Annotated in this window: 18 protein-coding genes and 1 pseudogene; 15 read left to right on the plus strand and 4 right to left on the minus strand. The window is 47.8% G+C overall.

Annotated features, from left to right (window positions below):
- Window positions 1-115: 115 nt before the first annotated feature.
- From MIC7113_RS12490 to MIC7113_RS37585, 4 genes are all read right to left on the minus strand, one after another.
- On the minus strand, window positions 116-703 hold the full coding sequence (locus MIC7113_RS12490) for a hypothetical protein (RefSeq protein WP_015182526.1): 588 nt from the start codon (window positions 701-703) through the stop codon (window positions 116-118).
- Window positions 660-1,277 (minus strand): phycobiliprotein lyase, encoded by a 618-nt coding sequence (locus MIC7113_RS12495; RefSeq protein ID WP_015182527.1) that lies wholly within the window; start codon window positions 1,275-1,277, stop codon window positions 660-662. The genes MIC7113_RS12490 and MIC7113_RS12495 overlap by 44 nt, the downstream gene beginning before the upstream one ends.
- 141 nt (window positions 1,278-1,418) lie before the next feature.
- A complete protein-coding gene (locus MIC7113_RS12500; RefSeq protein ID WP_155897986.1) occupies window positions 1,419-2,702 on the minus strand; it encodes a hypothetical protein in 1,284 nt (427 codons plus the stop codon).
- A 132-nt stretch (window positions 2,703-2,834) separates the two neighbouring features.
- Entirely contained in the window at window positions 2,835-2,987 is a 153-nt protein-coding gene (locus MIC7113_RS37585) for a hypothetical protein (RefSeq protein WP_155897987.1), read from the minus strand.
- A 289-nt stretch (window positions 2,988-3,276) separates the two neighbouring features.
- Between MIC7113_RS37585 and MIC7113_RS12505 the strand changes: the two genes are divergently transcribed.
- The 15 genes and pseudogenes from MIC7113_RS12505 (at window position 3,277) to MIC7113_RS12570 (ending at window position 22,804) form a co-directional block, all read left to right on the plus strand.
- Complete coding sequence (locus MIC7113_RS12505) at window positions 3,277-3,501, plus strand: hypothetical protein (RefSeq protein ID WP_015182529.1); 225 nt, start codon at window positions 3,277-3,279, stop codon at window positions 3,499-3,501.
- Between the two features lie 1,003 nt (window positions 3,502-4,504).
- Window positions 4,505-5,023, plus strand: a complete 519-nt coding sequence (locus MIC7113_RS12510; protein ID WP_015182530.1) for a phycocyanin subunit beta — start codon at window positions 4,505-4,507, stop codon at window positions 5,021-5,023.
- A gap of 92 nt (window positions 5,024-5,115) precedes the next feature.
- Window positions 5,116-5,604 carry a phycocyanin subunit alpha gene (gene cpcA, locus MIC7113_RS12515; protein ID WP_015182531.1) on the plus strand — a complete coding sequence of 163 codons (489 nt, stop codon included), beginning with the start codon at window positions 5,116-5,118 and terminating at the stop codon, window positions 5,602-5,604.
- A gap of 152 nt (window positions 5,605-5,756) precedes the next feature.
- Window positions 5,757-6,569 (plus strand): phycobilisome linker polypeptide, encoded by an 813-nt coding sequence (locus MIC7113_RS12520; protein WP_015182532.1) that lies wholly within the window; start codon window positions 5,757-5,759, stop codon window positions 6,567-6,569.
- Window positions 6,570-6,758: 189 nt separating this feature from the next.
- The gene (locus MIC7113_RS12525) at window positions 6,759-7,628 is read left to right on the plus strand and encodes a phycobilisome linker polypeptide (protein ID WP_015182533.1); all 870 of its coding nucleotides are present in this window, start codon (window positions 6,759-6,761) and stop codon (window positions 7,626-7,628) included.
- Window positions 7,629-7,734: 106 nt separating this feature from the next.
- A complete protein-coding gene (locus tag MIC7113_RS12530) occupies window positions 7,735-7,998 on the plus strand; it encodes a phycobilisome linker polypeptide (protein ID WP_015182534.1) in 264 nt (87 codons plus the stop codon).
- 10 nt (window positions 7,999-8,008) lie between these two features.
- Window positions 8,009-8,863: a HEAT repeat domain-containing protein gene (locus tag MIC7113_RS12535; protein WP_015182535.1), complete on the plus strand. Its 855-nt coding sequence runs from the start codon at window positions 8,009-8,011 to the stop codon at window positions 8,861-8,863.
- Window positions 8,864-9,000: 137 nt separating this feature from the next.
- On the plus strand, window positions 9,001-9,642 hold the full coding sequence (locus MIC7113_RS12540; RefSeq protein WP_015182536.1) for a HEAT repeat domain-containing protein: 642 nt from the start codon (window positions 9,001-9,003) through the stop codon (window positions 9,640-9,642).
- An 82-nt stretch (window positions 9,643-9,724) separates the two neighbouring features.
- A complete protein-coding gene (locus MIC7113_RS12545) occupies window positions 9,725-12,337 on the plus strand; it encodes a CHAT domain-containing protein (RefSeq protein WP_015182537.1) in 2,613 nt (870 codons plus the stop codon).
- 381 nt (window positions 12,338-12,718) lie between these two features.
- Window positions 12,719-12,877: pseudogene (locus MIC7113_RS39220) on the plus strand (response regulator); the annotation flags it as partial.
- Window positions 12,878-12,928: 51 nt separating this feature from the next.
- Window positions 12,929-15,121: a hybrid sensor histidine kinase/response regulator gene (locus MIC7113_RS38970; protein ID WP_015182538.1), complete on the plus strand. Its 2,193-nt coding sequence runs from the start codon at window positions 12,929-12,931 to the stop codon at window positions 15,119-15,121.
- Window positions 15,122-15,356: 235 nt separating this feature from the next.
- Complete coding sequence (locus MIC7113_RS12555) at window positions 15,357-17,921, plus strand: beta strand repeat-containing protein (RefSeq protein WP_015182539.1); 2,565 nt, start codon at window positions 15,357-15,359, stop codon at window positions 17,919-17,921.
- Between the two features lie 229 nt (window positions 17,922-18,150).
- Window positions 18,151-20,091 carry a CHASE2 domain-containing protein gene (locus MIC7113_RS12560; protein ID WP_015182540.1) on the plus strand — a complete coding sequence of 647 codons (1,941 nt, stop codon included), beginning with the start codon at window positions 18,151-18,153 and terminating at the stop codon, window positions 20,089-20,091.
- Between the two features lie 167 nt (window positions 20,092-20,258).
- Window positions 20,259-21,005 carry a DUF928 domain-containing protein gene (locus tag MIC7113_RS12565; protein ID WP_015182541.1) on the plus strand — a complete coding sequence of 249 codons (747 nt, stop codon included), beginning with the start codon at window positions 20,259-20,261 and terminating at the stop codon, window positions 21,003-21,005.
- Window positions 21,006-21,502: 497 nt separating this feature from the next.
- A complete protein-coding gene (locus MIC7113_RS12570) occupies window positions 21,503-22,804 on the plus strand; it encodes a DEAD/DEAH box helicase (RefSeq protein ID WP_015182542.1) in 1,302 nt (433 codons plus the stop codon).
- The last annotated feature ends 280 nt before the right edge of the window (window positions 22,805-23,084 follow it).

The raw sequence follows: 23,084 nt of genomic DNA on the forward strand, positions 1-23,084 counted from the left end.
TACAAAGCTTAAATTTTAAATATATAGCAAATCCTGTACCAATCCCTAAAAAAGTAGGTATTTATTTGATTAAATGACACCTGATGAAATTGCTAATCGTTGTCTAGTGGCAGTTTCAGGAATATCCCATCCAGAAAGTTAGTGGGTTTGCTAACGAAGCACAATGAGGCCAATTTCGCAAGTAATTCTCCATATTTGGCTGCCAATGCGGAGGTGCTAATCCTAATCCCAAGCAAAGATGAGAAATAATATTAAAAAACTGCCAATCGTGACCAGGAGAGCCTAAATGGGCATGAGCGTATTCATGCACAACAATACTTAACCAATCTTGACGTGCTGTTCGCCCTACATCGATCAGGATGACAGCGGGATAGACCATAATATTGCACAAGCCGTCTATACCATACTCAGTCGCTAGAGGGGTTGCCAGAATATGCATAGGGCGACGTTGTTCAGGATGAAAGCAGCCATGACAGGCTTCTAGATAGGTATTGAGTTCAGCATTGATGGCATCGATATGATTGCCAATCCAGGTATAAATGCGCTCACTTTCCCTTAAATCATCAGTCACGTCCAGCATTTCTGGCTCTAAGGCAAGCTGACGCACAGCAGTCAAATACTGATAACCACGCACAAATGGAATTGCACTAATTGTTGATTCACCAACCCAAGGAGGACTGAAACTGTCTGACGGCCAAGACATCCTGTGCTTGTTGAGGTACTAAAGTTTCACGGCGTTCATCATCCAAATCAGAGCCAATGCGAGTTTCGACACACAAGGAGGCTGTGCTAAATCCACCAAAGCGCTTTACGGTACTGGTTCGCATCCGCACATCTGAGCTGACGAAGCAGAATCGCTCTTCAGAACTCATCGTTTCATATTCGGTTAACAGAACCAGGGCATCCTCATCATCGATCAGATAGCGACCCGCCACTGGCACAATCTCGGCATAGCCTCTTTCTCGGAGTAAGCGGCCCTGTCTGGGGTTATCCTGATCAGGGACAATCACCATGACGGTGGAGCCGGTGTGATTTTCTTCTTCGCTTCTATCCCAAGCCATCGTCCCCTGCCAACTCACCAGTGCTCCTCCCGCAGCCTTACTCGGTTCAACTTGGTGCAATCGGCAAATCTCTACCACTTGGGGATGATCGGCAGCTAACGTTGCCACATTGATTTCTGATTCTCCTGTCTCCGCTCGCCTAAAAGCAAGGTGATGGGTTGTGCGCTGCGAACGCCACTTGCCAGCACTTAACTGAAAAAATTCCATTCCATCCATCTATATGTATCTCCTGCGGAGGATTGCTCACCGTTTTGGCTTTTTTTACATTCCCTGATTATAGAGTCACTGTATCGCCTGAAGTTATTTGCGATCGCCTTTAACACCAAAGACAGCCTCTACCGTAAATGTGGGTTTGGTCTATCTAGAAGCATTGCGGCTTTGCCACTTGTTCAATCGAGTTTCTCCAACTGCCGCCAAGGAGCGCAACTGGGCGATTTGTTGCCGTAACGTAGCAAGTTCAGTCGCTTGCTCTTGGGATTGTTGCTTCAGAGATTCGTAGGTTGAATTCTGACTTGTTTGTAATACAACCTGACTCTCTAATCGACCTTGCAGTTGACCGATTTGTTGTTCTTTTTCGGCAAGCTGCTGTTGTGATTGCTGTTGCAGGGAGTCGTAACTTGATTGCAGTTGTGTCTGCTCACTCATCCGACTTTGCAGTTGTTCTTGCAGTTGACCGATTTGCTGTTCTTTTTCGGCAAGCTGCTGTTGTGATTGCTGTTGCAGGGAGTCGTAACTTGATTGCAGTTGTGTCTGCTCACTCATCCGACTTTGCAGTTGTTCTTGCAGTTGACCGATTTGTTGTTCTTTTTCGGCAAGCTGCTGTTGTGACTGCTGTTGTAGGGAGTCGTAACTTGATTGCAGTTGTGTCTGCTCACTCATCCGACTTTGCAGTTGTTCTTGCAGTTGACCGATTTGCTGTTCTTTTTCGGCAAGCTGCTGTTGTGACTGCTGTTGTAGGGAGTCGTAACTTGATTGCAGTTGTGTCTGCTCACTCATCCGACTTTGCAGTTGTTCTTGCAGTTGACCGATTTGTTGTTCTTTTTCGGCAAGCTGCTGTTGTGACTGCTGTTGCAGGGAGTCGTAACTTGATTGCAGTTGTGTCTGCTCACTCATCCGACTTTGCAGTTGTTCTTGCAGTTGACCGATTTGTTGTTCTTTTTCGGCAAGCTGCTGTTGTGACTGCTGTTGTAGGGAGTCGTAACTTGATTGTACAGAGGCTTGATCGGCAACCTGACTCTCTAATTGACCTTGCAATTGAGTAATTTGTTGCTGTAAATCGGTAATGATATGGGCTTGCTCTGCCGACTGCTTTTGCTGGGATTCGTCTTTCTCTGATGACAAGCTCTGATCTTTTGGTTTGGCAACCTGATTTTTGGGTTGCTTCTCTATAGTCACCCCCTGAAGCTCGCTGCCTTTTGCAGATTCATTAGCTGCTGCCTGGATGGCAAGTTTGATTTCTGCCGAATCACTATAGAGTGCGATCCGGCCTGCCGCCATAGCCTCACACAGCTCAGACGGAGATAGTCCTGCTTTTTCAGCCAGCGTACTCAAGAAATGAAGCCCTTTAGGTGTAAGGGACTCCCCCATCTTGACTGGTGTTTTTGAGTGCAAGTTGGGAGCGCCACGCCTCTTCTTTGGCATTGGCATTTTTTTCCGATGATTTTCTGATGATTGACTGGCCTTCAGTATAGATCTATCTGCACCAAAACTAAAGAAGAAGCGTCAGAAACCGTCTGATTCGTAAGGCACTGACAGTCGTTCAACTCCAGACAATTACATCCAGACAATTACAACCTCTGCCAGCTCAAAGCTGATACCGAGGGGTGAGTGCACAGAGTCGGGATGGCAAAAGCCGTGAGTGACAATTAACAGGATGCTGGGCGATTGGCGAGTAGTCAGGTGAGGCTGTTTCGCTTCGCTGCCCAAATAGGGCGTGACTCCTAGCCTCTTGGCAACTTCTTCACCTAAAAAGCGGGTTTTGGGAATGGGTTTGAAGCGTTGGGGTGTGGGTTACTGAGGTTCGGGTGCTGAGAGGGTTACGGGGGAGGAAGTACGGGTGCTGCCTGCATCAATAGTAGTCAAAAAATTAACTCTTCATTGATTAGTTTAATCCTTAATATTTGCAGCTATACTCATACTCGAAAAGTTAGATTTCCCCTGGTATTAGCGTTTTAAACAGTGTCATTCTGTGCTGTGGCTTACGGTAACATTCGTTATGTTTGAAACCTGTTTTGTAACTCCAGGCTTGTTATCTTTATTTAATCCTAGAGTTGCCAGTCAATGGCAAGCGCAAATTCTAATCATTACGGGAGCAGGATTAGCGGATCTGGTAAACGTAGAGTTAGCCTGGAGTATCGCGTTAGTGCAACTCGATTGGAAACGAGATTTTTTACAACCCAAACAACAAGTATCTCTAAAAAATCAAGAATTTCGCACATAAGTCGCCGCCGCCAACGCTTCCGCTAAAGCCAGTTTTCTCCAAATCTAGAAACAATTTTCCCGAAAGAAAAAATATTAACGATGCTTTCGAGAGGGCTAGAGTAAAACACTCTCGATGGGAACATGCCGTCAGAGAATGGATACAAAAATACCACAAAAATTGATTCAATGAATGTCAATTGAAGGCTGAAGCGTTAAGGATGAGGCGACTTCCCCATGAAGGAGCAAAACTGTTGTTTTTGTGAGCATTTTTGTCAATTCAGATCTTGCAACCGTTGTAATAACCGCTAGTGGTTTTAACCACTGTCTTAGCTAATAGCTAAAGTCGTCTTTAGACGACTGGGATGAGCCTTTGAGTCTACTTAACACTTAACTGGACTTGAGCTACTCGCTGTAGAAATTAATTTCTAGTGCAGCATGGCACAAATAACTGACCAGCTAAAATCTCCCCCGCTCCCCTGCTCCCCTGCTCCCCTGCTCCCCTCTTCTCCGCCTGTCCAGGCATCAAGGGGTTTCCTGACCGAATTGGGTATCCTGCGGGCATCGTATTACCCTAAATTCCGCTAAAAATGCAATTTGTTAAGTTTTTGTTAACTTGTTATACGCGTGCGAACCCGGCTAAGCCTTGATGTAGAAGGGTTTGAGTTCAATATTGCCTGGGTGAGCGGGTTTAATCATCTTAACAATTTGTAATAGATCTAAGACCCAAGGACGGTGTATAAAAAAACGGTGAGGGAATCGACGACAGGCAAAAGCTAAGTAAAACACTAGTTCAGCAAGTTTTTAGGTTTCTCATAAAAGCCTAAAAATTTCTCAGATTTCTCAAAAGCTCCATATTGTTGCCTGGTATACAGAACATCCGGAACTAAAGAGCAAGTTGAACTAAAATTTTATTGGCTGTCTGTAGTTGACATCCCTAGCTGCTCGAACTGCTCAGAACTGGCTTCATCCAGTTCTCAAGCAAAACCCAAAACTAACCACCCAGTAAGTAGGAGTTATCTTTCATGTTCGACGCTTTCACAAAGGTTGTTTCACAAGCTGATACACGCGGTGAATACCTGAACTCTGGTCAATTGGATGCTTTGATCTCCATGGTCAAGGAAGGCAACAAGCGGATCGATACCGTTAACCGTATCACAGGCAACGCTTCCAGCATTGTTGCTAACGCCGCTCGTTCTCTGTTTGCTGAGCAACCCCAGTTGATTGCTCCTGGTGGAAATGCTTACACCAACCGTCGTATGGCGGCTTGCTTGCGCGATATGGAAATCATCCTGCGTTATGTGACCTACGCCATGTTTGCAGGTGATGCCAGTGTTCTGGATGATCGCTGCCTGAACGGTCTGCGTGAAACCTACTTAGCTCTAGGTGTTCCTGGCGCTTCTGTAGCCGCAGGTGTTCAAAAGATGAAGGAAGCTGCGATTGGAATTGCCAATGACCGTAGCGGTATCACCCAAGGTGATTGCAGCGCTCTGATGTCTGAACTGGCTAGCTACTTTGATCGTGCTGCTGCTGCTGTTTCCTAATTAAGTGCTAAGCGATATTCGCTAACACTTGTCAGTTGGACAAAAAAAATTTCAACCAGAACTTTGTAAAACACTAGGGAGATACCTCAACGATGAAGACACCTCTAACCGAAGCGGTTTCAGCAGCTGATTCTCAAGGCCGTTTTCTTTCCAGCACAGAACTCCAAGTGGCTTTTGGTCGCTTCCGTCAAGCTACAGCTAGCTTAGAAGCTGCAAAAAGCTTGAGTTCTAATGCTGACCGTCTGGCTCAAGGCGCGGCTCAAGCGGTGTACAACAAGTTCCCTTACACCACCCAAATGCAAGGTAACAACTATGCAGCGGATCAGCGTGGTAAGGACAAGTGTGTTCGTGACATCGGCTACTACCTGCGGATTGTGACCTACTGCTTGGTTGCTGGTGGCACAGGCCCTCTAGATGAGTACCTGATCGCTGGCTTGGATGAAATCAACAGCACCTTTGAACTGTCTCCTAGCTGGTACGTTGAAGCCCTGAAGTACATCAAGGCTAATCACGGTATCACTGGTGATGCGGCTACCGAAGCCAACTCTTACATCGACTATGCAATTAACGCCCTGAGCTAACAGGCGCGTGTAGCCCGGTAAGGTAATCAGCTCTACCAGCAAAGAAAGCGAGTCAGAGTTGTTCATCTTACCGGGCAGTTTTATTCTCACCATTCTGATAAAAGACTTGAAAAAACATTTTGTGTTAGGTCATTGAGGGGGGAGATAAAAATATGACAGCGTTAGGAGAAGCCGGACGTTTAGGAATTAAACCTTTTGAAGAATCAGGATTGGTAGAACTCCGTTCTGATAGAACCGAAGCCAATGTGCAAGCCGTGATCCGGGCGACCTATCGACAGGTTCTCGGTAATGAGTACCTAATGGAATCGGAGCGCCTCGTCAGCGCTGAGTCACTATTGCGCCAAGGACAAATCACAGTTCGGGATTTTGTGCGCTCAATCACCCAATCAGAACTGTATCGGAAGAAGTTTTTTTACTCCAATTCACAACCTCGGTTTATCGAGCTTAATTATAAGCATTTATTGGGTCGGGCACCCTACGATGAATCGGAGATTTCTTACCACGTTGAGCTTTACAACTCAAAAGGGTACGAAGCTGAGATCAACTCTTATATTGATTCAGCAGAATATCAACAAAATTTTGGCGAAAATACAGTACCCTACCCTCGCGGATTTCAAACCCAAACTGGGCAGAAAACCGTGGGGTTTAGCCGGATATTCCAGTTATATCGGGGTTATGCCAGTAGCGATCGCGCACCCAGCCCAAAACAAGCAAAACTAACCTGGGAAGTGGCGAAAAATGTAGCCTCACCCATCCACGCCCCCTCTTCGTCAGCTCTAGCCGGCACCTCAGGTGGTCGTCGCGGGGATATTTATCGGGTGAGGGTGATGCAATCCGCTTCCCTGAACTCGCCTGTAGTGCGGCGGACTACCACAGAAGTGCTCGTCCCCTACGCTCAGTTGTCTAGTAAGTTACAGCAATTGAATCGTCAGGGCAGTAAAGTGATGAGCATCTCACCTGCATAAATGGGGAATGGAAAATGGGGAAGGGTAAAAAATGATTACCTGTAACCTATTCCCTACGATTAAGCAGGTCGGTGTGAATCGACTCAAAATCAATTTCAGATCTAAATAATTAAAACCAGAGATGGAACGGTTTGGGTGTTATGTAGAGTTACACCTACCTGCTTACCTATTAACAAAGGAGAAGATTGAATGGCCATTACGACAGCAGCATCTAGACTCGGAACATCAGCTTTTAGCAATGCCAATCCGGTAGAATTGCGCCCGAATGCAAGTAGAGAAGACGTTGAAGCCGTGATTCGCGCTGTCTACCGTCAGCTATTGGGCAATGACTATTTAATGAAATCTGAGCGTCTGACTAGTGCTGAATCACTCCTGCGTGATCGGAAGATTACAGTGCAAGACTTTGTGCGTCAGGTGGCGAAATCGGAACTGTACAAATCTAAGTTTTTCTATAACAGTTTCCAAACGCGAGTCATAGAACTAAATTATAAGCATTTGTTGGGTAGAGCACCCTATGACGAGGCTGAGGTGATTTATCACTTGGACTTGTACGAAACCAAAGGGTACGATGCCGACATTGATTCCTACATTGATTCGCCAGAGTATCAGGGCAACTTCGGTGAAAATATCGTGCCCTACTATCGGGGTTTCGAGACCCAAACCGGGCAAAAAACTGTAGGGTTTAGCCGCATGTTCCAGCTTTATCGCGGCTATGCCAACAGCGATCGCGCCCAACTCAAAGGCACTTCTTCTCGCCTTGCCAGTGAGTTAGCTCAGAATGGTGCTTCCACCGTGATTAATCCCTCTAGTAGCAATGGTAGCTTTGCCTACCTACCTTCCTTGAGAGGTGTTACTCCCAGCAGTGGTTTTGGTGGATCAGCCACCTTTGGCAAGTCCGGCCGACTCTACCGCGTCGAAGTTGCTGGACTCAATCAGCCCAGATATCCTAACGTGCGCCGGATCAACCAAGCCTTCATCGTGCCTTATGAAGAGCTATCCACGCAAATGCAGAGAGTTCTACGCCAAGGTGCCAAAATCGCCAGCGTTACTCCTCTCTAGTTGGAATGAGTCATGGGTCACGAGATGATTGGATTTTGGCGAATCATCTCGTGACCCATGAACCTTGTGAATTCTGAATTCTGTATTTTGATGAGGATATAAAGGTATGTTGGGTTCAATTGTCGCCGGAAGAACAGGTAGTTCACCTTCTAGCAATCGCTGCTTTCGCTATGAAGTCGTCGGTATGCGTCAAAGCGTAGACACAGATAATACCGATTATCCAATTCGCTCTAGTGCCAGTGTGTTTATCACGGTGCCTTACAACCGGATGAATGAAGAAATGCAACGGATTACGCGGTTGGGAGGCAAAATTGTCAGCATTCAGCCATTAAATTCTGACGCTGAACCCGTTACCGAATCAGAAAGCTAACTAAGCCTCCATGCGAGAGTCGAGTTTTGGGAATTTTGAATCTTTATCACCGGAACAGTCACCGGAAGGTAGTGAGTCTTTAACTGTAGAGCAGGCGATCGCTAATCTACAAGGCCAAGACCAAGGACTTCGCTATTACGCAGCTTGGTGGCTGGGTAGATTCAGAGTTCGCGAATCGGCAGCGATTGATGCGCTAATCGCCACGTTGGAGGATGAGACAGACCGGACGCCTGAAGGCGGTTACCCCCTACGGCGGAATTCAGCGAGGGCATTGGGCAAACTGGGAGACCGAAAAGCTGTGCCTGCACTCATTCGTTGTTTAAACTGCTCAGATTTCTACGTGCGTGATGCCGCAGCTGAGTCATTAGGAATGTTGGGCGATCCGGTCTGTATCCCAGAATTGATGAAACTACTAGAAGGTGGGTTAGAAGCCGCTCAACCGATACCGGGCTGTCCCCATTTGGCGCAACCTTATAATGCAACGATTGAAGCCTTAGGTTCCCTGGGTGCCACCGCCGCTATTGACCTAATTCAACCCTTTCTGGATCATCCGATAGAGCGGGTACAATACGCCGCTGCACGAGGGATGTATCAGTTGACAAAAAATCCAATATATGCAAATAAATTAATCCAGGCTTTAGGTGGACAAAAGCTACAACTGCGACGGGCAGCGCTGGGCGATCTGGGAGCCATTGGTTATTTACCGGCAGCAGAAGCGATCGCAGAAACGTTGGCAGAAAATAGCCTGAAGCTGATTTCTCTCAAAGGACTTTTAGAGTACCAAGTGAAAAACAACTCCACAGAGTCCTCATCGATATCGGAAGCGGCGATTCAGGTAATGACTTTGATGGATAATCTGCTATAGTCCATCAGAAGAAGAGGGGAAGTGAGAGACTCCAGCCAAGCGGAGGAGGGGAGATGGGGAACAGTCCTCAACTCTCCCCCAAGACAGAGAACGAGCCGACCCTCCCACACCCTCTCGCCTGTGTATCGAAGTGACCAATGACGAATGACAGAGGACTCAAACTGATTCAATCCGTTGAGCAGGCGGATTCTTCACAGAAATTGCTAGATGCTGTGCAATCATTAGCCGCTGCCCGTTTAGAGGAAGGAATTCCGACCTTGATTGCAGCTCTGAGCTACAACAATCCTGGTGCCGCCGTAGCCGCTGTGGATGGGTTGGTGCAATTAGGAGAAGTAGCCGTGCCAAAGCTGCTCACCCTGTTGGATGATTACAACTACAGTGGTAGAGCCTGGGCGATTCGAGCCTTAGCGGGAATCGGCGACCCAAGAGCGCTAGAAACATTGCGAGAAGCCGCAGAAACTGACTTTGCCATGAGTGTGCGTCGCTCCGCTGCCAAAGGTTTGGGCAATCTGCGTTGGTCGGCTTTACCCGCTCAAGACGTTTCAGCCGCTCAAGCACAAGCTCTCAAAACCCTGCGCTTGACAGCCCAAGACCCGGAATGGGTGGTTCGCTATGCTGGCGTTGTGGGATTACAAGGGCTGACAACCTCTGTCGCAGAGAGTCAGACAGATATTCGCCCAACCGTAAGTGAGCATTTTGAGCAAATGCTGAAGACAGAATCTGATTTAGCCGTTCGCGCCCGCGTTCAACTGGCGTTGGATCAACTGCACAAGGATTGACACTCCCACGCCCTCGATTACCGGGGGATGATTGCTTGATCCACTTGCCGTTAGACGACAGGAAAGAAAGACTTTTCCTAAAATGGGCTTATCTTATCCTGGCACGTTGCCTAAAAAATTCCAGATGTGGCAGCATTGGCATCGATTCAGTCTTTTGTTCTTAGCCAGTCTTGTCTTTTGCTGTGTCTTCCACTTTGGGTCACTAAGACAAGTCGCTCACTCAGCAACGCCACAGAGGCAATTCACTGCATCAATACCCAGTCAAGAACCCTACTCTCAAGTAGTGCAGCAAGGAGTTGAACGCTATCAAGCTGGCAAATTTACGGAAGCGATCGCACTGTGGCAAAAAGTCCTATCACAAATTACAAGCCCGAAAGAGCGAGCCGCCCTTTATAGTAATCTGGCACTGGCTTATCGGCAAATTGGACAATCAGGGAAAGCGATCGCCCATTGGCAGCAAGCGATTCAAATTTACCAGCATCAAGACGATCAGGCAGCACGTAGCCAGCTACCCAAACTCCTGACCGAGCAAGCACAAGCTTACAACGAACTGGGGCAGAATCGACAGGCGATTAAAATTTTACAGTCGGCGCTAGAACGTGCCAAACAAATCCCAGACTTACAAACCCAGGCGGCAACCTTAGGAGCATTAGCTAATGCCTATTGGGCGGTGGGGAACTACGAAAAAGCTCTCTTTTCTCATCAAGCAAGTTTAAAAATTGCCCGTCAGCTCAACACTCCAGACTATATTGCAAGTTCCCTGAATAATTTAGGTAATCTCTACATCAGCCGTTCTGAGCGGTATCGCTATCAAGCAAACGTTGCTCGTGTCGAAGGGGATGAACCCGAAAAAATTCGGCTCATGCAGTTGGCAGAACAAGAGATGACGGCTGCACAATCAGCCTTTAACGAAAGCTTGCGGGAGACTCAAGCTGTAGGCGGTATCACCTACGTCAAGACGTTACTCAATCTCAATCGTCTACTAGAGCAATTGCCATCACCTGACTGGGCAGCTATTGCCAGGAACCGCGAAAAGTTGTTAGTAAGGGTGGAAACACTACCCGACTCACGGGATAAAGCCTACATTTTGATCAACCTTGCACAGCATTTTAGCGATCCAGAGCCAGGGAGAAATGCTTTAGACGCTTCACTTGTGTTGAAAAAAGCCGTTAGTATAGCCAGAAACATAGGAGATCAGCGAGCAGAATCCTTTGCTCTGGGTAGTTTAGGGCAGATTTACAAGTCAGCCGGTCAAACCTCAGAGGCGATGGAGTTAACCCAACAAGCACAATGGGTAGCCATGCAAGCCAATGCGCCTGATAGTGCTTATCGCTGGCAGTGGCAAACTGGGCGGTTGTTGAAGGCAGGCGGGAAGACAAAAGAAGCGATCGCCTCTTACGAACAAGCGATCGCAACCCTCCAGAGCATTCGCAACAATCTACTAGCAATTAACACTAATTTGCAATTTGACTTCCGCGACTCCGTTGAACCCGTTTATCGCGAGTTGATGCAACTATTACTAGAACCATCCATGCTCAGGAATCTAGAGCAACGAAAAACCAATTTGAGTAAAGTGATTGATACTCTAGAATTGCTCAAATTAGCAGAACTGCAAAATTATTTTGGCGATGAGTGTGTAGAAGTTGCCCAGGCAGATGCCAAAAGCGAGGCGAGTCTGCTTGATGCCAATAGCGCCATTATTTACTCAGTGATTCTCCATGATCGCACTGAAATGATTCTCCGCTTGCCGGACGGTCTATTAACCAGCTATTCCGTCTCTCTTAATCAAGAGCAAATGCAGCAAGAAATTGACCAATTACGCAAGTTACTCGAAAAACGCTCAACAAACGAGTACTTATTAGCTGCCCAAAAAATCTATAACGCCTTGATTCGTCCCTTGGAGGCAGACTTAGCAGCAGCCAAAGTTAAGACGCTGATTTTCATCCAAGATGCCATGTTGCGGCAAGTACCGATGGCAGCGTTGCATAATGGTCAACAGTTTTTGATTGAGAACTATGCGATCGCCACAACACCTAGTTTGGCACTCACCACTCGCACTCGTGCTCCAGAACACTACTCTAGTGCTTTAATTATGGGCTTAACCGTAGAGCGTCCGCCTTTTATCGCCTTAACGAATGTCCGTACTGAAGTCGCGAGTGTGCAAAAACTTCTGGGCGGTACTCAACTTTTAGATCAAGACTTTACCTTGGCAAATCTGCAAGAGCAATTGCAAAACAAAAGTTATCCCGTGGTTCACATTGCAACTCATGGGAAATTTGGAGTGGATGCCGCGAGTACCTTTTTATTAACGTTCGACTCACGCATGACGTTGGAGCAATTTGACGAAGTTTTGCGAGAAGCCAAGTTATCCCAAAAGCGATCGCAACGAAACCAACAACCCGTAGAATTACTAACTTTAAGTGCTTGTCAAACAGCAGCCGGCGATAACCGAGCCGCTTTGGGAATTGCGGGTGTAGCTGTTCGGGCAGGGGTTAGGAGTGCTCTTGCTAGCTTATGGAATATTAATGATGAAGCTACAGTTCCCCTGATTGAAGAATTTTACACTCAGTTAGAACAACCCTATGTCACAAAAGCCAAAGCACTTCAAACAGCGCAGTTGAAGATGATTAATCATTTAGAATACTCTCATCCAGCAGTTTGGTCGCCTTTTATTTTGATTGGCAATTGGCTTTGATTTAAGTTTTACACTTATAAAGTGCAACTGGCGGAGGCAGTTGATGTTGCTTACCGGTAGGATTAACCATTGGAAAATGGACATATTCAGCCTTCCCCCCTGGCATTAAGGCAAATTCAAGATAGAAGCAAAGGGCTTTTAGCGCAATATTTCTCGAACAAAGGTAGGGATTGTGCTCGGTGAAGCAAATTTGGCGGGTTCGACATTGGATTTTCGCTTGCTCTTTGAGTCAGTATCCGGTGCGTATTTAGTGCTGACACCGGATTCTCCAAGGTTCACGATTGTTGTCCGAAATGTATTCGCCAACGGGCAGGCACAATTCGAGGGAGAGGGGCTAGCCCGACGACCCGTTGGGTTCTTGGGAACCGCCCTCAACATCACCAGGGCGGGCAGACTCCAGCAGTCGCCCTCACCGCTTATGCTGGGGAAATCAATCAGCAACAAGCGATCGCGGCAGGATTTCAGCGGCATCTTGCCAAACCTGTTGAGCCAGAGGCACTGATGAAAGTAATTGCCGAGCTGGCTCAACAAACTCGATAATGCTGTTCATCCTCGTCTGCAAATCCTGACCTATGGATTAACCCAAATCTTATGACCAACCTGATGGCTGAAGCAATGCCCATGGCTCCGATACCTGCAAACGAAGTTGAACGCTTAGCGGCTCTCTATCGGTATCGCATTCTCGATACTCCTCCTGAAGCAGCTTTCGATCGCCTTACCACATTGGCAGCGCGGCTATTTGATATGCCGATCGCTCTCGTTTCGCTAGTGGACAAATCGCGAGCCTGGTTCAAGTCTTGCCACGGCTTCAATTTGAGTGAAGTTCCGCGAGATGCCACGATTTGCAGCTTTGCGCTTTTATACAATCAGGTTTTAGTCGTTCCAGATACCCGACAAGATGAGCGATTCGCGTGTAATCCGTTTGTGCAAAGTGAACCGGGCGTTCGTTTCTATGCAGGCGCTCCTCTAGTCACCCACGATGGCTTTAATCTGGGTACCCTCTGTCTGCTAGACAGCAAGCCCCGTGATGCTTTGAGTGCAGAGCAGCAAACCATTCTGGCTGATTTAGCCGCGATGGTGGTGGACGAACTGGAACTCCGCTATTCAGCTAATCGCATTACTCAAATCGATCAGGCACTGCTAGCCGTAACGCAGGGGGTTTCAGCCGCAACGGGTGAAGCATTCTTCTATTCCCTGGTACAACATTTTGCCAATGTTTTGGCAGTGGATTACACCTACATTGGTCTACTTGTCGAGCGCGACTCAGAAGAACTGATTCAAACGATCGCCACCTGTGCCCAGGGTCAAATTGTAGACAACTTCGAGTACTTACTGCGAGATACCCCTTGTCAAGCCGTACTGAAGCACCGAAAAATTTGTTGCTACCCTTCTAGTGTGCAAGCTCTATTTCCCCACGCTCCCCTACTCGCTCCGCTGCAAATAGAAAGCTATATCGCGGTTCCGTTTTTTGACTCAACTGGCACACCATTAGGATTACTGGGTGTGATGGATCGCAAACCGTTAGAAAATGCCCAACTCACAGAAACCCTGCTTTCTATCTTTTCCATGCGAATCGCGGCTGAACTAGAGCGGCAGTGGGCGGAGGAGAAACGCATTCAGATGCTAGCCCGCGAACAGGAAGCCCGCGAGCAAGCTGAGGCAGCAAACCGCATCAAGGATGAATTTCTGGCGGTACTCTCCCATGAATTGCGATCACCCCTCAACCCGATTCTGGGTTGGTCTAAGCTACTCCGTAGCGGCAAATTAAATGCTGCAAAAACGGCTCAGGCTTTGGAAATAATTGAGCGCAATGCCAAACTCCAATCACAACTGATTGAGGATTTGTTGGATGTCTCTCGCATCTTGCGGGGCAAACTTAGCCTGAATATGGTTCCGGTGAATCTAGCCTCTACGATTAAAGCCGCATTAGAAACTGTGCGGTTAGCGGCAGAAGCGAAGTCCATTCAAATTCAGACCATGTTTGACCCAACAATCGGGCAAGTGTTGGGAGATGCCGCTCGCCTACAGCAGGTGATTTGGAATTTACTCACCAATGCCGTTAAGTTTACTCCTGAGGGAGGACGAGTAGAAATCCAGTTGCAGCTCATTGGCTCACAGGCTCAAATTCAAGTGAGGGATACAGGGAAAGGCATTTCTCCTGATTTCCTGCCGCATGTGTTTGAATACTTCCGTCAGGCGGATGCGACTACAACTCGAACGTTTGGCGGATTGGGGTTAGGGTTGGCGATTGTACGGCATCTGGTGGAACTGCATGGTGGTACTGTTCAAGTAGACAGTCCTGGGGAAGGACAGGGAGCCACATTTACAGTTAGGCTGCCTCTAATCAAGGATAAAAGCAGTAAGCAGAAAGCAGAGGGGAATTCCTCACCTCTGACTCCTGAGCCTTCACCGCTTACAGGGATACGGGTACTGGTCGTTGATGATGACACAGATAGCCGCGAGTTTATTGCCTTCGCCCTCGAACAGTTGGGGGCACAAGTCAGCACGGTGACATCAGCAGAAGAAGCGATCGCTTTCCTGGAGCAATCGCAGCCAAATATTCTGTTGAGTGACATTGGTATGCCTGACATGGACGGCTATATGCTGATGCGCCAAATCCGGGCAATGCCACCAGAGCAAGGCGGACAGATTTTAGCGATTGCCCTAACGGCTTATGCTGGGGAAATTGATCGGCAACAGGCACTATTTGCCGGATTTCAACACCATCTCGCCAAGCCAGTCGAACCGAATGAACTCGTCAAAATGATTCTCAGCTTACTTTAAGCTAGCCACTTGGGGCAAGGGTTTGGTTGCTGTCCCGTCACTCTACTAAAAGGAGTCCAATCTCAGTTCATTCTGATGCTAACGGAAATAATATTACTCAACAATAAAAGCAACTTCTCGTAGATTATTCTCAGGCTTTCCCTAAGCCTAGACCAGAGAGGATAATTATTACCTTTTGGTAGATAAAAATTCTCTCAAAAAAATTCAAACTAGGTTGAAGTCGTGGGAAATAACGTTGGCACAAGATATAGAGAATGGGTGCGATGAGTCGAAACTTCGTATCCGACTTAACGGTTGCCTGCTGATCAGGGAAGTGTTAGAGAAGCTTATCCTAAGCATTCCCGTCAAGAAATCAAAAACATTAATTAATTACACTTTTCTGTTACTTTTTTACGTTTTACTTCCTCAAGGTCGGGCATTCGCTCAGTTAACCCCGGATACTACTTTAGGCAGCGAAAGTTCTATCATTACTCCTAGCGTTCTCATCAATAATCAACCCGCCGATCGCATCGATGGTGGAGCATTGAGAGGTGCAAACCTATTTCACAGTTTTTTAGAATTTAATCTTAACGACGGACAGCGGCTTTATTTTGCCTCACCAACTGGAATTGAAACTATTATTACGCGGGTAACAGGGGCTAATCCTTCTAATATATTAGGAACGCTAGGTGTTAATGGTTCGGCTAATTTATTTTTAATGAATCCGAATGGCATTCTATTTGGCTCTAATGCGCGTCTGGATATAAAGGGTTCCTTTTTCGCAACGACGGCTAGCAGCATGGTGTTTGCCGATAGCAACTCATTCAGTGCGACAACGCCTCAAAACCCCTCACTTTTAACCGTCAGCGTTCCCTTGGGAGTGCAATTCGGGGCAACACCCGCAACGGTACAGGTGCAAGAATCAACTCTACAGGTGCCGTTGGGAAGAACCTTGGCACTTGTGGGCGGTGAAGTGAGGCTGCAAGGTGGCACAGTGGCAGCACCGGGCGGACGAATTGAACTCGGTAGCGTTGCAGATCATAGTTTTGTCAGTCTAAAACCGATTAATAATGATTGGCAATTGGGCTATGAGGGTGTGCAGAACTTCCAAGATATACAGCTATCGAATCGGGCGGTCGTCAATGCCAGTGGTGACGGGGGAGGTGATATTCTGGTTTGGGCGCGATCGCTACGACTCGGTGAAGAGTCACGCCTTGAAGCATTAACCCTGGGTTCCCAACGCGGAGGAAAAATTAACGTCAACGCATCCAACTCAGTAGAACTCACCGGAACAGGAACCTATCTCCAGGACATACAACTGTTTTTAACCGGACAAATTAAACCGGCTAATCTACGCAATGGCTTGTTTACCCTAAGTTACGGTTCGGGTGCGGCGGGCGATGTGGTGATTAATACGCCTTCCTTTGTTGCCCGTAATGGAGCGTTTGTTGCCACATCTACCCTGGGAGCGGGTGAAGGTGGAGATTTAACCGTCAACGCCTCGGATAACGTCGAACTCACCACTTCTGCTTTAATCACAGGTAGTGGACTGGGGGATAGCGGTCAGGCTGGAAACTTAACCGTGAATACAGGACGCTTTTTAGTGCAAGAGTATGGCGTTTTGGGAACGAGTACCCTGGGAAGCGGTAGGGGGGGAGAGTTAACCGTGAATGCCTCCCAATCCGTGGAACTCCTCGGCAACAATCCGATTGTGTTGGGTTCAGGTACTCGCTTTTTGACGGGCTTGTTTAGCACAACCTTCGGGGGTGGAGATGCGGGAGACGTACAGGTGATGACACCGCGCTTGTCGGTACGGGATGGGGCGGCAATCGGGGCGAGTACCGCGAGTCTGGGAAAGGGGGGAAATCTTACAGTGACGGCGTCTGAGTTTGTGGAAATCATCGGCAAGTCTGGCGATGGTTCGGCTCAAAGTGCTGTGGCGGCTACAGCGGAGGCGGGTTCGACCGGTCAAGGCGGAAACTTAACCGTCCAAACTGGAGAATTGAGGCTTGAGGATGAGGGAAGACTCAGCGTCCGCAGTCGCGGAACGGGAGATGCAGGTAACTTGGAAGTCATTGCTGATTCGATTAATCTTGACAATCAAGGCAGCATTGCCGCCGCCACAACCGTAGCTGGAGAGGGCGGGAATATTAAGTTACAAACCCATTCTTTGCAACTACGCCGCAACAGCATCATCAACGCCGAAGCGGGTGGTAGTGGAAATGGCGGCAACATCACGATTGACACAGACATCTTAGTTGCTCTGAAAAATAGCAGCATTACCGCTAACGCCTTCCAAGGGACTGGGGGAAATATTACAATTAACACCCAAGGTTTATTTGTTGCTCCAACAAGCAAAATCACGGCTAGTTCCACTCTGGGAATTAGCGGCGTGGTAGATATCAATACCGAAGTGAATAGCGTTGAAGCGTCTCTGCCGCCCCTAGAAGAAGATTTTGTCAGTTCCGAACAAGTGATTGCCGATAGTTGTCTGGGACGCCCAAATGCTCAAGGTCGCAGCTTTACCGTCACTGGTACGGGTGGGTTACCGGCGACACCAGATGGTGCCTTCACGACTTCTTATCCTATAACTGATGTACAGCAGATTGCTGAGAACAGCACCACGGGGTGGCGCGTGAGTCCAGAAGCGATCGCGGAACACTCCGACCGCCGCATCGTCCTTCCCCTCCAAGAGGCGCAAGGAATGTTTATCACGGCTGATGGTCGTGTGGTTCTCGGTACTATCCCACAATTGGCAGCTCTCGCCCAGGCAGAGGACTTAATCTGCTACTTTCAAACACAGTCAGCATCTAGGAAGTAGGAAATAGAAGACATCAGGGAGTAAAAGAAGTCGTTTCTTTCATCTATAACGGGAGGTAAGCGCCCGTGAACTGCTTTAAACAGAATTCAATGCTTCCTACAGACTTTATATTTCAGCCTTCAGTTGACGCCGGAAATTAATCTCCGGGCGGGTTTGGTCGCTTACTGAAAAGGGTGCAAATCCCCAGCTTTTTTTACTATCGTCCTTGACTTTTAGGACTACCAATGACATGAAATTGAAGCGACTGAGACAGACAATTTGGCAACGGCGTGGAGTTGGGATTGGAGCGATTACGGTCGCTAGCCTTGTGGTTGTCCTACGCCTTTCAGGTCTGTTGCAGTCATGGGAGTGGGCGGCACTTGATCAATTCTTTCGCAATCGTCCGGCAAAGCTACCTGATCAGCGCATTTTGGTTGTTGGGATTAATGAGTCAGACCTTCGTTATGTGGGACAGTGGCCTGTCAGTGATGCTGTTCTAGCTCAACTGATCAACAAACTGAAAGCCTTAAAGCCAAGAGCGATTGGTTTAGACCTGTATCGAAATTTGCCAGTGCCACCCGGTACCCAAACCTTGGAAAGCGTGTTTAAATCTACACCGAATCTGATTGGTATTGAAAAAAAAGTTGAGGATAGCATCGGCAATGCCACCGCACCACCACCCGTGTTAAAAGAGTTGGGTCAGGTGGGTGCCAATGATGTCGTGCCTGATGCAGATGGCAGAATTCGTCGTGGCATGTTGTTTCTCACGCCTCAATCCGAACCCGCTTTACCTAGCTTGGGGCTAAGATTGGCGTTGATTTATCTAGAGCGTCAAGGCATTACCCCAACAGCGGATGTAAACGGTTTTATGAAGTTAGGGAAGACTGTCTTGGTTCCCTTTGAAAAGAATGATGGCGGCTATGTTCGGGCAGATGCCGGTGGGTATCAAATCTTGTTGAATTTTAAAGGAAATGCCCCTTTTGATCAGGTTTCGATGACTGAGGTTTTGCTCGACCAAGTCCCGCCCTCGTTGGTGCGCGATCGCATTGTCTTAATTGGGTCGGTTGCACCGAGCTTGAAAGATTTATTTTATACCCCCTATAGCAACGATCTGCTCCCGTCGCCCAAGCAAAGTCCTGGTGTCGAGATTCAAGCCCATCTTACCTCCGTCGTCTTAAGTGCTGCTTTAGAAGGGCGTCCCGTGCTTCGGACGTGGTCAGAATCGGTAGAAGTTTTGTGGATTTTCCTCTGGTCGAGTGCGGGTACGGCTTTAACATGGGCTGTGCGTTTTCAAGGTTATAAAAATTACTCTCTGTTACGCACAGTGATGGGTTTAGTGATTGTGGCGATCGCACTAATTATTATCGCGTATCTGCTGTTTTTGAACCACTGGTGGATTCCAGTGGTGCCACCTCTGATCGCTTTATTTGGGTCTGCCACTGTCTTGGTTGGTTATATTGCTCAATTAGAGCGGCAAGATAGACGAACTGTGATGAATCTATTTGGGCGTCACGTCAGTCCAGCTATTGCCAGAACCATCTGGCACAATCGCCGTCAGCTTCTAAAAAAAGGACGCTTGTTGGGGCGTCAGATGACAGCAACGGTACTCTTTGCAGACTTAAAAGGTTTTACTTCTATTGCAGAGCAAACTGATCCAGAGACACTCATGTCTTGGCTCAACGAATATATGAGTGCAATGGTCGGGGTGATTCACGCCCATGGAGGCACTGTGGATAAGTTTATTGGGGATGCAATCATGGCTGTTTTCGGCGTCCCCATTCCACACACGGCACTAGAAGACATTGCCAAAGATGCGATCGCCGCTGTGCATTGCGCCAAAGTTATGGCATCCACCCTTCAGGCGCTCAATCAAAAATGGCAACTTCAAGGACGCCCCACGGCTGGAATGCGAGTCGGGATTGCCACCGGTCTTGTGGTCACCGGCAGTCTTGGTAGTTCCCAAAGACTCGATTACACAACAATTGGGGACAGTGTGAATGTGGCATCGCGGTTAGAAAGTTATGATAAATCTCTCAACGGCGGGATTTGTCGCATTTTGATTAATAAAGAAACTTATTTGCATATACAGGGACAGTTCCCCACAAAGTTTATTGGGGAGGAACAACTCAAAGGACGTAAGCAGCCCACTGAAATTTATCAAGTTTTACTATCTAAATCTAATAAAAATTAAGCGGATTTTCTATCTAAATAGAGAGGAAATATGTCTTGGAGTATTTTATCCTAAACAGATAGATGACTCTGTGAAATCTTAGAATTTCTACTGCACGATTCTCCAAATTAGGGTAAATCAGGGCGCTCTACTCATAGTAAAAAACTTTAAAACATTGCGTCTTTATTATGGTGAATACTCGACTAATGATGAGTGTGGTTACGGCTACCGCATCTCTATTCCTCATGCCTGTGATCCGTTGGGTGGATGGTTCTCCACTTCAAAAATTATCCAGCCCTGCTTTAGCCAGCTTTGCGGAACAACCAGCCTATAAATTTAACTATGTGCCTCCCTATCGCGGCACACCCAGACGCACCCAAGGAGCGGGTACACGAGGCGGTGATGAGTCTGGAGAGGTGACACTGAAACTATTAGTTCCGGACGATCACACAGGACAAACGTTATCGGGTCATCCTACCTTTTTCTGGTATGTCTCAGAAATACCAGAGGAACCCGTAGAATTTGCCTTAGTAGAATCGGGCGTTGCCCAGCCAATTTTTGTGCAGCAACTACAACTCGAAAAAGCGGGTATTATTCGCTTGAAAATGCCAAAAAATCTGCCCGCATTGGTTCCAGGGAAAGAATACCGTTGGTCTGTGAGCTTAGTCAGCAATGCTAATCGGCGCTCCTCAGACACCGTTGCCCAAAGCTGGATTAAGCGCGTAGCAGAAACACCAGCACTCAAGCAACAGCTAGCCACGGCAAAAAGCGATCGCGATCGTGCTTCAATTTATGCCGAAGCTGGACTCTGGTACGACGCTATAAATATCCTTTTAAAGGCTCAATCTACCAACTCCACTGATCGATCGATACATGAAGCTTTTCTCTCTTTACTTGATCGGGCTGGATTAACGGAAGTAGCGGAACAAGAGTGACTAAGCTGCGGCGCATCTAAATTGGATATGAAAATTTTTGAAAGGGGTGTGGGGTGTAGGGTGTGGGGTGTGAAGGTATACAAATTAAATAGACATCTCCGATAATTAATCTGAAATCCTTGTACTACGGTAGTTGAAACTTAATTTCCGGAGATGTCTAATGCGTAACAGCTTACGCCAAGGATACTAGTGCAAGAAGGCAGAAGGCAGAAGGTAAGGACGCTTGTACACTAAGCTTTTTACACCTTTTTGGACTGGTGGGTTATTTCTGCCGCGCTGCACTAGCAGGCTGTCCGTTGAGAGTTTTTATACTGATATTTTGCATTATTCTCAACTAGCTCTGCTAAGATGAATCAAAAGCCAGTACATTCCGGTCTGTTGCTGGCGCATTGGAGAAAGCTCATTCAAGCGATCCAACTGAACACCAATTTCCTGCTCTTAGACTGGCCCCAGGCATTTGATTTGGGATAGGGGCACCACTAGGAGTAACTACATCCATGACATTTCGTAACCTCGGTCTTTCGACCGACTTGCTTCGTGCTGTTGCTGACTCTGGCTACACGGAGCCAACCCCGATTCAGCAGCAGGCCATTCCCGCCGTCCTGCAAGGAAAAGACGTTTTCGCCAGTGCCCAAACTGGAACAGGTAAGACAGCAGGCTTTACCCTGCCTCTACTGCAACTCCTGAACACCACCAACCCCAACAAGGTACATCGCACGCCTCGCGCCCTCATCCTCACCCCCACTCGTGAACTGGCAGATCAGGTTAACGATAGCGTCAAAACCTATGGCAAATACCTGTCCCTGCGCTCGGCAGTCGTTTATGGTGGCGTCGGAATTAAAGCACAAATTCAAACACTGCGCCGGGGAGTTGATATTCTAGTCGCCACGCCGGGACGGTTACTCGACCACGTTGGGCAAAAGACTGTCGATCTCTCTCAAGTGGAGATACTGGTGCTGGATGAATGCGATCGCATGTTAGACATGGGCTTCATCCGCGACATCCGCAAAATATTGGCAATTCTCCCCTCATCCCGGCAAACGCTGATGTTCTCTGCCACATTCTCTAAACCGATTCAGCAGCTTGCCAACACCCTGCTCAAGTCTCCCACTCAGATCGAAGTGGCTCCCCGTAATACTGCCGCACAGCAAGTGGAACAGGTGGTTCATCCTGTCGATCGCGATCGCAAGCGAGAACTGCTTTCTTATATGATCGGCTTCCATAACTGGAAACAGGTGCTAGTCTTCACCCGCACAAAACACGGAGCCAACCGTCTTGCCGAGCAGCTTGCTAAAGATGGGCTGAAAAGCACTGCCATTCATGGCAACAAAAGTCAAGCCGCCCGCACCCGCGCCCTGCAAGACTTTAAGCAAGGGAAAGTGCGGGTATTAGTCGCCACCGACGTAGCCTCACGGGGTCTAGATATCGATCAGCTCCCTCACGTAGTTAACTATGAACTGCCCAATGTCCCAGAAGACTACGTGCATCGCATTGGTCGCACAGGTCGCGCTGGAAACGAAGGGCGAGCCGTTTCCCTGGTCTGTGGCGATGAATATCCATTCTTAAAGGATATCGAACGGTTGCTCAATCAAACCCTTGCCAAGGAAGTGATTCCAGGATACGAGCCAACCTCAAAATCCCAGCCTGGGGCAGACCAGCCGACGAAGCCTCAGCGATCGAATCAACGTCGCAGTAATCGTGCAAAGTCCCAGACACCATCCAAACCCACCCGCACCCAAAAGCCCATAAAATCAGGGACTCCGGCTCGGAAACGACGACCCACTGCCTCATCGGTTTGATGTTCTCTTAGAGCCAGGATTCGATTTTGACAATCAGTGAAGAGGGAATTCTCAATAATTTGGCAATTTGATGCTTGGTGATGCGGAATTTTTGTGCGGGGTTGATGCGGCGAAATAGGGTTGTCATGGTCGCTTGATTCTGTGTTTAATAAACTTCTTGTAAAAGTCAAAATCTCACCCCCCTAGCCCCCCTTATTAAGGGGGGAATATGAGAAACTTTTATCCTGGGAGTAGAAAGAAATCTTACTCCCTCCCCTTACCAAGGGGAGGGTTGGGGAGG

It is taken from the genome of Allocoleopsis franciscana PCC 7113 (assembly GCF_000317515.1).
Classification (GTDB): Bacteria; Cyanobacteriota; Cyanobacteriia; order Cyanobacteriales; family Coleofasciculaceae; genus Allocoleopsis; species Allocoleopsis franciscana.